The sequence below is a fragment of the Aliamphritea spongicola genome (assembly GCF_017051665.1).
In the GTDB taxonomy this organism is placed as follows: Bacteria; Pseudomonadota; Gammaproteobacteria; order Pseudomonadales; family Balneatricaceae; genus Amphritea; species Amphritea spongicola.
Genome location: NZ_JAFIDL010000003.1, coordinates 663998 through 677351, shown reverse-complemented (window position 1 = coordinate 677351; position 13354 = coordinate 663998). Strand labels below are relative to the sequence as shown.

At 47.9% G+C, this 13354-nt stretch carries 10 protein-coding genes; 2 read left to right on the top strand and 8 right to left on the bottom strand.

The genetic code is table 11. The annotated features are described in order from the left end of the window. The first annotated feature begins 74 nt into the window (after positions 1-74). Positions 75-206 carry a hypothetical protein gene (locus JYB63_RS23520; protein WP_272873572.1) on the top strand — a complete coding sequence of 44 codons (132 nt, stop codon included), beginning with the start codon at positions 75-77 and terminating at the stop codon, positions 204-206. Positions 207-316: 110 nt separating this feature from the next. On the opposite strand, the gene JYB63_RS13075 is transcribed toward JYB63_RS23520, so the two are convergent. The 8 genes from JYB63_RS13075 to ppnN all read right to left on the bottom strand — a co-directional run bounded on the left by JYB63_RS13075 (position 317) and on the right by ppnN (position 11207). Beyond that, the gene (locus JYB63_RS13075) at positions 317-982 is read right to left on the bottom strand and encodes an MlaA family lipoprotein (protein WP_336510885.1); all 666 of its coding nucleotides are present in this window, start codon (positions 980-982) and stop codon (positions 317-319) included. 223 nt (positions 983-1205) lie between these two features. Beyond that, complete coding sequence (locus tag JYB63_RS13070) at positions 1206-2201, bottom strand: porin (protein WP_205658287.1); 996 nt, start codon at positions 2199-2201, stop codon at positions 1206-1208. Between the two features lie 450 nt (positions 2202-2651). Next, complete coding sequence (gene hrpA, locus JYB63_RS13065) at positions 2652-6581, bottom strand: ATP-dependent RNA helicase HrpA (protein WP_205658286.1); 3930 nt, start codon at positions 6579-6581, stop codon at positions 2652-2654. Positions 6582-6671: 90 nt separating this feature from the next. Further along, entirely contained in the window at positions 6672-7448 is a 777-nt protein-coding gene (locus JYB63_RS13060; protein WP_205658285.1) for a class II glutamine amidotransferase, read from the bottom strand. A 29-nt stretch (positions 7449-7477) separates the two neighbouring features. Then, positions 7478-7948, bottom strand: a complete 471-nt coding sequence (locus tag JYB63_RS13055; protein WP_205658284.1) for a bactofilin family protein — start codon at positions 7946-7948, stop codon at positions 7478-7480. After that, the gene (locus JYB63_RS13050; RefSeq protein WP_205658283.1) at positions 7888-8847 is read right to left on the bottom strand and encodes a M23 family metallopeptidase; all 960 of its coding nucleotides are present in this window, start codon (positions 8845-8847) and stop codon (positions 7888-7890) included. The genes JYB63_RS13055 and JYB63_RS13050 overlap by 61 nt, the downstream gene beginning before the upstream one ends. A 143-nt stretch (positions 8848-8990) precedes the next feature. Further along, positions 8991-9740 (bottom strand): TIGR00266 family protein, encoded by a 750-nt coding sequence (locus JYB63_RS13045; protein ID WP_205658282.1) that lies wholly within the window; start codon positions 9738-9740, stop codon positions 8991-8993. A gap of 81 nt (positions 9741-9821) precedes the next feature. Next, on the bottom strand, positions 9822-11207 hold the full coding sequence (ppnN, locus tag JYB63_RS13040; RefSeq protein ID WP_205658281.1) for a nucleotide 5'-monophosphate nucleosidase PpnN: 1386 nt from the start codon (positions 11205-11207) through the stop codon (positions 9822-9824). A gap of 446 nt (positions 11208-11653) precedes the next feature. Here ppnN and JYB63_RS13035 point away from each other — a divergent pair, with 446 nt between their 5' ends. Then, positions 11654-13042 carry a PhoH family protein gene (locus JYB63_RS13035; RefSeq protein ID WP_205658280.1) on the top strand — a complete coding sequence of 463 codons (1389 nt, stop codon included), beginning with the start codon at positions 11654-11656 and terminating at the stop codon, positions 13040-13042. The last annotated feature ends 312 nt before the right edge of the window (positions 13043-13354 follow it).

Below are 13354 nucleotides of genomic sequence, written 5' to 3'. Positions count from 1 at the left end.
AAAAAAGCTGGATCACTCAATATCAGATAATCTGCGACGAAGAAAACCTGGATCCTGCTGAACGAGCACAACGCATGAACAGCGTTAACCCCAAATACACTCTGAGAAACTACCTAGTCCAGCAGGCCTCAGACAAAGCAACGGAAGGCGATCTGGGCATGCCACATGCCTTGCAGCACATGATCCGTAATCCGTATCAGGAATAACCAGAATATGATGAATACCCCATAAAGCGGCCTGACTGGGCACGAACGCACCCAGCATACTTAATGCTTTCGTGCAGCTCTTAAATTTTAGGCTGCACAACTAACAAATACTAAAAATCGTTATCGTAATCAACGTCAGCTTCGCCGTCGTTGATTAAAAACTCGCGACGCTGAAGATATGCATCACGTACCGCCACATAGCGATCATCACCGGTAAGCAATTCTTCTGCCGCAAATAGTTGTGCACGAGTATCAATAATACGTAAGCCAATCAGTGAATTACGCGTTCTGACGTGATCAACCTCATTTACCGGATCAACCAACGCATCCGGAATCAGACCAATACCATCACGCACAGTAGACGGACCAAATAACGGCAGAACCACGTAAGGACCCGAATCAGCCCCCCAGGCAGCCAGCGTCTGACCGAAATCCTCTTCATGCTTGGTAATTCCCATTGGAGTAGCAACATCAAAGATACCGCCCAGACCAATCGTGGTATTAAACGCAAACCGAGCAAAGTTTTCTACTGCCGCATCCGGCTTACCCTGCAAAAGAGCATTCAGGGTACCGCCCACATCAGACAAGTTTTCGAAAAAGTTATTCACACCGGTTTCAACAACATCCGGTGTAACCGCCTGATAGCCTTTAGTCAGCGGTTTCAGCGCGTAGGTATCCAAACCCTCATTGAAAGAGAACATCGCACGGTTAAAGCCTTCCCATGGATCTGATACATGCTGATCATCCTCAACAGACACACCGGCAACATCAGCCACAGGCTCTTCCTGCGCCGACAGAACACCCGAAAAAGACACACTTAAAATTAACGCAACTGATGAAAATTTCACAAGCAAGAACTCCCATGTTCTTCAATCTGATTACAGGCGCATTATAACGACGCAACAGCCGACACAGAAGCCTCTTAAAATATTATTTCCCCTAAACGCAAAAAAGGCCCCCGAAGGAGCCTTTTTTCTGAGTAAACTCGTTAAGCTTGGATTAGAAGCTCAGAGTGTACTGCAGGATAGTAGCGTCAGCTTTGCTTTCCTGAGTCTCTGCATCGTCGTTGAACTGGAAAGTTTCCAGAGCTACAGAAGCAGAAGAACCCAGAGCGTAGCTTACGCCCAGACCAGTTTTGGTGTTCTTGTCAGACTGGCTTTCACGATCCAGTACTTCGTACTGAGCGTAAACAGTAGTCTTACCAATAGCGTAAGAAGCAGCCAGCTGAGTAACGTCACGGTCAGAGTTAGAAGCGTCTGCAGACTCGTCAGAGTAAGAAGCCGCCAGGTACAGGTCACCCATAGTGTAACCAACACCGAAGCTAGTAGTATCAGTATCAGTGTTGTTACCCTTGTTGTTAGACGCCTGGTGAGTCAGAGCCAGATCCAGACCTGCGATGCTGTAAGTAGCACCCAGGATGTAAGCATCTGCATCGTTACTACCGTTAGTAGCAGCTACGTACTGAGTTGGAGCAGTGTTAGCGTTACCTGGCGCGAAAGCAGTACCAGCAGTCGCATCTTCGTTTGCACCGTCAGCAGTGAAACCAGCGTGCAGCTGCAGACCGCTCAGGTCTGGAGAAGCGTAAGTGATTGCGTTAGAGATTCGGTCACCAATGATCGCGAACTCTGCAGAGTGACGACCCATGATGTCAGCTTTTTTGAATGCTGCTGCAGGGTTGTTCTGCTTACCGAAAGTCACCTGACCGAAGTCACCTTTCATGTAAACCAGAGACTTACGAACTTCGCTGATACCAGCGTCGTCGCCGTTAGCGCCAGTGAATTCCCACTCAAACTGGAAACCAGTAGTTAGGCCTTCGATATCGTTGTCTACAGTGCCTTTAACACCCAGACGAGTTTTAGCCATTTGAGCGTTCAGGCTTTTTTCGTCCTGATCGATCAGACGGAACTGAGCAACACCGTACAGAGTAGCATCAGCTTGAGCCAGTGGAGCAGTCAGAGCGCCAGCAACAGCCAGAGCGATGATTGACTTTTTCATCAACAATTTCCCCTTTAATATTTAACGTACTAGTAGTTAAACTTTTCTTGTTAACCGAAGCGGTTAACTTTAATTTTTTTAGCTTTAATGTGCTTGGAATGTCCACATCACAGATATTCCGAACACATCGCTCACTAAAAAATACTATAAAACAAAATTATTTCAAACATATGAAAGAAATTTCTTTCATATATTGGTGACTTTCATCATCCATTCATACTTATTTTCAGGTTTTAAAAGTTATCTGCATATGATCACTTCTATTTCCTGATTTTTCATTAGCTTTATTAATACAAAACAGCTAAATATCTAAAAATGAACCTAAAATGAATGTCTAGCCTAATAAATTGGACGCATTACAGCATACACAACACGCTTCTGCAACTATTTCGCCCTTTATTTGTCATGGATTTATCCCAACAAAAACCACTGTTCAAAAAACAACCAAAATCATCCTTCAGACAGAGCCTGCCAGGCTTGTTTAATACGCTTTTCAGACACCGGTTGCTTTGTGCCTAGCTGCTGGGCAAACAGAGATACCCTGTATTCTTCGAGCAGCCAGCGGAATACTGTCAACTCAACAGTGCTGCGTCTTTGCTGTTGGTAGTCTTTCTGCCGCTTCTGCACGCCCTGCATATATGCAACTAACTGATCGCTGAGCATCCTCTGCCGGGGCAACTCACGCTGATATTTCTCAAGACGTAGTTCAATTGCTTTCAGATAACGGGGGTATTCCTGTAGTTGCTGCCAGCCAACCGAACTGAGGTAGCCCGCGTGCATCAATTCACTCAACTGCAACTTTATATCATTCAGAACATTAATGACCCGCAGATCCATTTTACCGCTTAGTTGCTTATTGATACGGTGAAAACAATGATGTAACTGATTCACTGTTTCTGCAGTTTGCTGCGCAGTGGAAACAAAGTCCGTTTCGGCTTTTGCCAGCAACTTCAGAAAATCAGCTTCTGTTCGCGGTAATTCTGCCTCAACAAAACAACATGCCTCTGTCGCTAACAGCAGCATATCTTCCTTCAGCGCTTCTTTGCGCTGTACCTTAGCAAATAACAAGGCAGACTCTTCAAACTTCCCCAGCTTACCTTTTACCTGGCGCAGGCATGCCGCCAAATTAAGGGTCGCAAGTCTGATAACGCCTCTGCGAGTCAGTTCAGCTGCTTCCTGCTTATCTTCGACAACAACCAGCTCAACACTTTCTTTACGGTCAACCAGTGCAGGATATAACTCAACTTCTATCCCCCCGGCTTGTTTCAGTGTTACGGAATCAGGCAAATTACCGAAATCCCACCGGGTGATTCCCTTACGCCCCCAGGTTTCATCTGCCTCACTAGTCAGTGCTGCTTCAGCCTGCTCACCATATTGTTCGCTCAGCGCCTGCCAGTCACGGCTTTGAGCAATTAGCTTCCCCTTATCACCCAGCAACTTAATATTTACCCTGTGATGCGCTTCAAGCTCGACAGCTTCCAGTAACTGCGGATCAAGGCGCACACCTGTCATACGCAGCATTTGATGTGCCAGCGCCTCTTCAAGCTTTCCTTCACCAAAACTGGCCGACTGTAAAAACGCATCCACATAATCCGGGATCGGCACATAATTTTTCCGAATTTGCTTAGGCAAACCTTTCAGCAAAGCTACGCACTTATCTTTCAGCATCCCTGGCACAAGCCATTCAAGACGTTGCAAAGGAATCTGGTTCAGCAGTACCAACGGCACGTTAACGGATACACCATCATCTGCCGCACCCGGCTCGAAGTGGTAACTGAGCTTCAGAGGCGCTCCGGAGACTTTGAACACCTCGGGATACTGACGGGCCGTTACATGCTCGGTACTGCGCTGAAGAATATCTGCTTCCGTCAGGAACAGTACTTTCTCATCAGAACCTTCAACGGTCTTGCGCCATTTTTCAAAGCCGGCGCCATTAACCACATGATCGCCTTTATGCTTCGCCATTCTGGCGGTATAGAAATCACAAAGTGTATCTTCATCCACCAGCAGGTCTTTACGCCGTGACTTGGCTTCTAACCCTTCCACACTGGTAAGCAAACGGCGATTATGAGCGAAGAACTTACCCTTGGTATGAAACTGCCCTTCCACAAGGGCTGAACGTATAAATATGTCATGGCTGACTAACGGATCTACTTTGCCGAAATCGACATTCCTTTTCGGCACAATAATCAGACCATATAGACTCACCTGCTCCTGGGCGATAACCTGAGCCCGCTTTTTCTCCCAGTGAGGCTCGAAATAATTTCGCTTCACCAGATGACCGGCCAGCGGCTCCGCCCACAGAGGATCAATCTTCGCCACCATACGTGCATACAGCTTGCTGGTTTCAACCACTTCAGCAGCCATAATCCACTTGGGCGCAGACTTATAAAGCCCGGATCCGGGGAATACATAGAACCGCCGGTTACGCGCCCCCAGATATTCCTTGTTTTCCTGCTTAAATCCGATATTGCCTAACAAACCTGACAACAGAGCCCGGTGCAAACGGTCATAGCCCGCTTCTGCCGGTGATTCCTTATACTCCAGAGACTTGCAGATCAGATGCAACTGACGATGCACATCGCGCCACTCACGCATGCGGTTATACGACAGGAAATGCTTCTGACAATACTTACGCAGCTGATTCTGACTCAGCTCCTGACGCTGTTCTTCAAACAACGCCCACAAGTTCACCAGAGTTACAAAGTCAGAATCTTTATCTGCATATTGCCGGTGCTTTTCATCAGCAGCCTGCTGTTTGTCAAACGGACGCTCACGGGGATCCTGAATCGTCAGTGCGCTGGCGATAATCAGCATCTCCCGCAAGCAGCCTTCTTTAACCGCAGCGACAACCATCCGGGCGATGCGCGGGTCTATCGGTAACTTACTGACCTGCCAGCCCAGCGAAGTAATGTTGCGCTTTTCATCTACCGCTCCCAGTTCCTGAAGCAGTTTAAAGCCGTCATTGATATACCGGGAATCAGGCGGATCAATAAACGGAAAGGCCTCAATGCTGCCTAAACGCAGCGTCAGCATCTGCAGAATAACTGCCGCCAGATTTGTCCGGCGAATCTCAGCATCTGTAAATTCAGAGCGGCTGTTAAAATCTTCTTCAGAATACAACCTGATGCAGACACCTTCTGCGACCCGTCCACAGCGCCCCTTACGCTGATTTGCACTGGCCTGGGAAACCGGCTCTACGGGCAAACGCTGGACCTTTGAGCGATAGCTATAACGGCTGATCCGGGCCAACCCGGGGTCAATAACATAGCGAATACCCGGCACCGTCAGAGACGTTTCTGCAACATTGGTCGCCAGTACTATCCGCCGACCTGCCCCCCGGCCACCATGAAATATCTTATTCTGCTCTGCCACACTCAGGCGGGCATACAAAGGCATCACTTCTATGTGCTTCAGACGCTGTGCTGCCACCGCCTTCCTTAAGTGTTCCGCCGCTTCACGAATTTCCCGCTCACCGCTCAGGAATACCAGAATATCCCCCTGAATACCCTTTTGCTGCTGGCGCTCCAGCACCTGTAATTCCTGCGTCGCCTGAACGATCGCTTCCGGTATGGACCGATCCCCGGAATCAGGCATATCTTCCAGTGGCCGGTAAAGCACCTCTACCGGATAAGTTCTGCCAGACACTTCAATAACAGGTGCGTTATTAAAGTGTTTTGAAAAGCGCTCCAGATCAATTGTCGCCGAGGTAATGATAACTTTCAGATCAGGCCGCTTCGGCAGAATCTGCCGTAAATAACCCAGCAAAAAATCGATATTCAGACTACGCTCATGGGCCTCATCAATGATCAGGACCTGATACTTTTCCAGATAACGGTCCCGCTGAGTCTCAGCCAGCAGAATACCGTCAGTCATCAGCTTGATCTGGGTATTCTCAGCAACCTGCTCTGTAAAACGTACCTGGTAGCCTACTGTACTGCCCAGAGAAGAACCCAGTTCTTCTGCTATCCGGTTTGCGACTGTCCGTGCAGCCAGTCGTCTCGGCTGTGTGTGACCAATCAGGCCTTTGGTTCCCAGGCCCAGCTGCAAACAGATTTTCGGTAATTGCGTGGTTTTACCCGAGCCGGTCTCACCGGCGATTACAACCACCTGATTATTCTGAATTGCCTCAGCAATTTCATCCCGCCGGGAAGAGACCGGTAAATCAGGAAAGGTGATACTCTGGCCATCATAAGCACGTGCTGTTACTGCAGCTTCTGATTCTGTAATCAGCGCTTCAGTATCTGCCAGCAATTTATCAAACGGCTTACCCTGCTCTGCTCTGCGGCTAAGGTTGCCCAACTTCTGGCGCAACTTAAACCGGTCGCTGATCAGACATTCATCCAGACGTTGATATAAAGATTGAAACTGACGACTCACGTTAACGGCTCTATCCAAAAATGGCTAAAAACAAAGATGCGCTGAAGAAAATTAATCCATCAGCGCATCATTAAATATAAAACGGATTTATCAGGAAAATCTGACAGGCTCACCGTCCATGAAGGTAATCATTTCCCCTTCAGCCAGTGCCGTCCATTCCTCATTATCAGTCAGCGGCTCAGTCGCAATCACCGTCACCACATCAGTCGTGTTGGTTTCTTCACGGAAATTAACTGTCAACTCAGCATCTGTCAGGCTCGCCTTTCCAAAAGGGGCCCGCCGGGTTATCCAGGCAAGCTTGGTTGTACAGTACGCGAATAAGTATTCTGATTCAGTTAACAACATGTTAAATACGCCTAACTCGCGAAGCTGGTCTGCACAACGGGCGATAAGCGCACTCACCTCTGCAAAATCATCCGGCCGTTCCGGGAATGCTCTGCGCACTTCGCCCAGCAACCAGCAGAACGCATATTCACTGTCAGTGGTGCCGACGGGCTTATAAAAAGATACCGGCAGGTCAAACAGCTTGGCATCCAACTGACCGTTATGCGCAAATGTCCAGGTATAACCCCACAGCTCGCGGGTAAAAGGATGAGTATTTTCCAGACAAATCTCGCCGACATTCGCCTGACGGATATGGCTGATAACGGTCTTACTTTTAATCGGATGATTCTTAATGAGCTGAGCAATCTCTGAATCACAACTTGGTTCAGGGTCATGGAAATCACGCAGCCCTTTACCTTCGTAAAACGCGATACCCCAGCCATCCCGGTGAGGGCCGGTCTCGCCACCGCGCTGCATCAGCCCGGTAAAACTAAAACAAATATCCGTCGGCACATTTGCACTCATGCCAAGCAGTTCACACATGCTAAATCCCGTTAATCAGTCACAGCCTGTCAGGCTTTGGAAAGCTGCTCATCATCACTGTTAAGCGTTACCTTGTCTGGCAGAGAATCAATTGCCTCAATGCCGGACTCCATATGCGGTAACGGCTCAGCAGTATTTACCTCTTTCATCTTGCGCTCGCCGACAAAATTTCCTTCCGGATGAATTGCCATTACCTTACTGGTCACTGTAGCAAAAACTTTTCCGCCACGATCGATTTCCAGTTCATCACACCAGACTTCGCCTTCAACCAGACCGCACACACTGATCTGATTTGCCTTCACAACACCCCGGATATGGCCGTTCTTGCCAATAGAGATATTATCCAGTGATGAAATATTCCCTTCGAACATTCCGTCAATGTGCATCCTGCCAACAATACTCATATCACCGCTGAATTTATTACCTTCAGCAATAATCGTTATTGCTTTGCCGTTTGCAGCGTTTGGTTTAGCGGGTACATCTTTTTTAAGGAAGCCCATTCGATACCTTTAACTGTAGAAAACAGTGAATCAAAGTTACTCATATCCCACGCCACAAAGGGTGCAGGGTCGACTGGCCTGAATAAATGCCGGATTTCATAATGTAAGTGCGGTCCGGTAGAACGGCCCGTGTTACCACTCAAACCGATCAGTTGTCCTTTGGACACAAACTGACCGGACTTAATCTTGATATCATTCAAATGGGCGTAATAGGTTTTAAAACCAAACCCATGCTGCAAAATGATCAGCTTACCGAAACCACTTTGCTTGTTGTAACCTGCGAACTCAACCGCACCGTCAGCCGTCGCATAAATCGGTGTCCCTTTATCCGCTTTAAAATCGATACCATAATGCATTGTGCGCTTATCAAGCACCGGATGCATGCGCATACCGTACTTGCCGCTGATACGGATACCCTGAATGGGCAAACCGTTAGGAATACTGTTGAGATAAAATGTACGCTGGCTGATCAGCATGCTCAGCTCACCTGCCCTTTCCGGCGTCATTTCATCAGAAGCCGGTAACCCCAGCAAACCTTCCAGCCCGTACAGGCTGGCATCAAGCACTGCGTTGAGTTCGCCAATCCGCAGGTTTTCTTCTTTGAGCTGTTTTTTCTCTACCTGAAGCTGGGACAAAGAGCGGGATAACTGATCAAGCTGCCCTTTCTGCTGCTCAGATGCCCCAAGGGTATCCTCATATTGCAAACTTAGGGTATCAAACCCTTCTTCCAGATTGAGCAAATGATCGGTGGTTTTCACCAACAGAAGATTAGAGACAAAGAAGCTACAAACAGAAATCACCAGGAACACCGCCAGCAAATACTTTGTAATCTGCCCCAGTGTGTACTGGCGCGATCCCTGAGCCGTGGTGAGTGTGATAACCAGTTTATTTCGTAACATTACTTCTGACGTCTGGATGCCGGAGAAAAAATAAAAACGAAAATATACCTGTATTCAGCAAAAAAGTCATAATTTGTGTGTGGTTACGTTCACCAGTCCGGTAACCACACGCCTGCACAGATATTTTTACAAAAGGCCAAACATTAACTTTCCCCCTGACGGCTGCCTCCCAGCTCCGGCGCAGCTGCGATAATCCGGTCTGCCAGACGGGAAAACGGCAAACTCTGAATCCAGACACTGCCGGTTCCGGACAGGGTCGCTAACCACAACCCCTCGCCGCCCAATAACATAGATTTCATCCCTTTAGTCAGCTCGATATCGTATGAAATGCCTTCACTGAATCCGACCAGACAACCGGTATCAACTCTCAGAGTTTCATTATTCAGCTCTTTACGCACAACCGTGCCACCCGCCTGAATAAAGGCCATACCATCGCCTTCCAGTTTCTGCAGAATAAAACCTTCACCGCCAAAAAAGCCTGCACCCAACTTTTTAGAGAAGGCAACCGATAACCGGGTACCCAGTGCGGCACACAGGAATGCATCTTTCTGGCAGTAAAGCCGCTGACCAATTTCAGCCATATTAACCGGCACAATGTCTCCCGGATAAGGGGCAGCAAACGCCACCCTCTGCTTACCCGCCCCCTCATTTGAGAAATGGGTCATAAACAGAGATTCACCGGTCAGCATACGCTTGCCTGCCGAAAACAGCTTGGACATAAGCCCCTGATCAGGATCCGAACCGTCTCCCATACGGGTTTCATAGCTGATACCATCTTCCATGTAGTTCATCATGCCAGCTTCGGCAATCACGGTTTCACCCGGATCAAGCTCAACTTCCAGCAACGGCATAGAACTGCCAACAATTTCATAATCCACTTCATGACACTGCATTTACTGATTCCTCATACTGTTTCGCTCATAAAAAAGCGCAGTCACCTGCGCTTTCTACTGTATTGTCTTTCAACTGGCAGTTTATGCCTCAGCGGCATCTCCCACCCGTATCCGGTAACAGGGTTTGTATTCCTGATAATTAATCTTCATCCGGCGCTGCTCAACAAAAGATGCCAATAACTCATCCAGCGAGCGCATCATTTCCGGATCACCACTCAGTTCAAATGGCCCGTGTGTTTCAATTTCCTGAATACCCTGCGCTTTAACATTACCGGCAACAATACCTGATAACGCACGCCGCAGATTAGAAGCCAACTGATAATCTTCCTGTTCATGACTAAGATTCAACTGCGCCATTTTTTCATGGGTCGGCTCAAACGGCTGCTGAAATGCTTCCGGAATATGCAACTGCCAGTTGAAGTGATAAGACTCACTGGTAGCCTTACGGAACTGGGTTACATGCTGCAGACCCGCTTTCATCTGACTGGCCACTTCAACAGGATCATCCACAATGATCTGATACCGTTCAGCAGCCTTATCACCCAGAGTCTGCCGCACAAAACGGTCTATGGTTTCAAAATAGGCTTCACTGCCTGCAGGCCCAGTGAAGATCAGCGGTAACGGAATATTATGATTCTTTTCATGCAGTAATACGCCCAGCATATAAAGAATCTCTTCCGCGGTACCCGCACCGCCCGGGAAGACAATGATACCGTGGCCTAAGCGGACAAATGCCTCAAGGCGCTTCTCAATATCCGGCATGATGATCAGTTCATTCACAATCGGATTAGGCGATTCAGCTGCAATAATGCCAGGCTCAGAAATACCCACATAACGGGCATCATTGATACGTTGTTTCGCGTGGGCAATCGTCGCGCCTTTCATCGGCCCCTTCATTGCCCCCGGACCACAGCCGGTACATACACCGAACCCTCTCAGCCCAAGTTCATAACCCACTTTTTTGGTATATTCATACTCGGTACGGCCAATGGAATGTCCGCCCCAGCACACCACCAGGTTCGGCTTAATATGTGGCTCAATTGCCTGCGCATGGCGCAGAATCTGAAATACCTGATTGGTGATTGCAACGTTTTCAGCCAGTTGGTTATCCTGACCGACTTCATCACCCACATATAAGATATCGCGGACCACAGAGAATAAGTTCTCTCTGATCCCCTGAATAATTTCACCGTCTACAAAGGCACTGGCCGGCGCATTCGCAATTTCCAGCTGAATACCCTGATGTTTCTGCGCCACCTGAATTTCGAAGTCCTGGTACATTTCCAGAACCTGCTTGGTACTGTCCACCTCACTGCCGCAGTTAAGTACTGCCAGACAGCACTGACGAAACAGCTGATAAAGACCTGCCTGATTACGATCCTGCAAACGCGCCACTTCAATGGGCGATAACGTATTTAAACTATCTAAAGGCGTAATATTTGCTGTTACAAATTGATCAGTTGTCATAATTCACGCTCCCTTCAAAGACACACTCAACGCTGATCGACAGATACATTTTACAAAGCAAAACCGCTTGAAATTTATGCACTGCAAACAGGGTTCTCGGCGCTATACAGTTACGGTCAGAAGATGTTTTTTCAGGCCCGTACAACCGCTTATCCCTGCCAGTCAACGAATCTCAGTATCACCTACAATATATGCTATCAATGCCTCCATATCTACTAAGCCATTGAATTTTATAAATATAGCGATTAAGAAAACAACCAGTCCCAACCATACACTATGTATTAGAACCCGAACAAAGTTACGTGTTTATTACCCATAATCATCACAGTTACCCAAATTCATACATGGATGAATACAAAGGGTTTTATCTGACTGCAACTTCTGCTTAACTAAACATATCTGGAAGCTATTTCAGATAGTCAACAAGGTTGGAGAAGGAATCCCTTATGGCTGCTACAAAGCTTTATATCCTCGACACCAATGTTTTACTGCACGACCCAAACTGCCTGTACGAATTCAAAGAACAAGACGTCGCGATCCCCATGACCGTTCTGGAAGAACTGGATAACATAAAGGACCGCAAACAAAGCGTTGCCCAGGAAGCACGACACGCTATCCGGGCAATTGATAATATCCTCAGCGTTGCAACCAGCCCCACACAGATTACCCGGGGCGTTCAGATCAAAGTCCCCGGCACCGACGACAGCAGTACCCTGGGGAAACTCAGTGTCTATCCCGATCACGAACTGACCAGCCGTCAGGGCTTTCTCCCATCAACAACCAACAATGACAACCGCATTATCAACTGCGCGCTTCACCTGCAAACCAATGATTCGCACCGAGACATTATCCTGGTCACTAAAGATATCAATATGCGCCTTAAAGCCATGGGCGCGGGTCTGCAAAAGGTCGAAGACTACCGCAAAGATCAGCTGGTCTCTGATCTGGATCTGTTATCTGCCGGTCATCAGCACATTGACGGGTTATTCTGGGAAAAGGTCGATCAGGTCAAAAGCTATCAGAAAGGTCCCTACACCTTCCATAAGATCAGCCCGGATCTATTGCCAGACACTTACGTCAACCAGTATATCCATGATGACTCTGAAGACTTTGCAGCCAGGGTTGTCAGTGTAGACCATGAAGCCATTGTTTTGCGCGATCTTGGTCACGAACACCTGATGCAACAGAATTGCTGGGGCATATCCCCTATCAACATCTATCAGGCTTTTGCCATGCAATCCCTGCTGGACAGCGACATTGACCTTTGCATGCTCAACGGTGCTGCCGGTTCCGGTAAAACCCTGATTGCCCTGGCCTGCGCACTGGAAATGGTCATTGAGCAGGGCCGCTATAACAAAATCATCGTTACCCGCTCGACCCCGCCGGTCGCAGAAGATATCGGTTTCCTGCCCGGCACCGAAGAAGAGAAGATGACCCCGTGGCTCAGCTCAATTCTGGATAACCTGGAAGCAATGCATGAAGGGGATGAACGACCCCAGAGCAGCGTCAAGTACGCCATTGAAAAGGCCAATATTCAGTTCAAGTCCCTTAATTTCATTCGCGGACGAAGTATTCAGGATGCCATCGTACTGATTGATGAAGCCCAGAACCTGACACCATCCCAACTGAAGACCATCCTGACCCGCTGCGGTAAAGGCACGAAAATGGTTTGCCTGGGTAACCTGGCGCAAATTGACTCTAACTATCTGACAGCACTGACTTCAGGTCTGACCTACATTGTGGAACGCTTTAAAGATTATAACGGCGCCAGTAACGTACATTTCGAAGGCGTATTCCGTTCATCTTTAGCCGAATACGCAGAAGAACATCTTTAATCCGGCAATCACTCACAGATCCGCCACAGCCCTGCTGTGGCGGGACCTTTCTTTAAATACAGGTCCTGATTCATACATCTTGTGATCTGCACCTGCCCTGCACCACTAAATCTATGAAAGTTTATCCCTTTATTTTTTGATGTATCTCTATATAATGCGCCGCACAATTATACGATTTAATTCCCCTTCTTGAGCCGGGTAGACGCTGTAATCGACATACTTGTGTCTTTACCAAGATGAATTTTGTATGTGAATACGCCGGCATTTTCTTTACCTGACAGCAATCTGCACTCAGGTTACACTTAAGACGCT

Bases quoted from the DNA above. Each gene is read 5' to 3' on its own strand.
- JYB63_RS23520 (WP_272873572.1), top strand. From the start codon at position 75: ATGAACAGCGTTAACCCCAAATACACTCTGAGAAACTACCTAGTCCAG.
- JYB63_RS13070 (WP_205658287.1), bottom strand. From the start codon at position 2,201: ATGAAAAAGTCAATCATCGCTCTGGCTGTTGCTGGCGCTCTGACTGCT.
- JYB63_RS13060 (WP_205658285.1), bottom strand. From the start codon at position 7,448: ATGTGTGAACTGCTTGGCATGAGTGCAAATGTGCCGACGGATATTTGT.
- JYB63_RS13055 (WP_205658284.1), bottom strand. From the start codon at position 7,948: ATGGGCTTCCTTAAAAAAGATGTACCCGCTAAACCAAACGCTGCAAAC.
- JYB63_RS13050 (WP_205658283.1), bottom strand. From the start codon at position 8,847: ATGTTACGAAATAAACTGGTTATCACACTCACCACGGCTCAGGGATCG.
- JYB63_RS13045 (WP_205658282.1), bottom strand. From the start codon at position 9,740: ATGCAGTGTCATGAAGTGGATTATGAAATTGTTGGCAGTTCTATGCCG.
- ppnN (WP_205658281.1), bottom strand. From the start codon at position 11,207: ATGACAACTGATCAATTTGTAACAGCAAATATTACGCCTTTAGATAGT.
- JYB63_RS13035 (WP_205658280.1), top strand. From the start codon at position 11,654: ATGGCTGCTACAAAGCTTTATATCCTCGACACCAATGTTTTACTGCAC.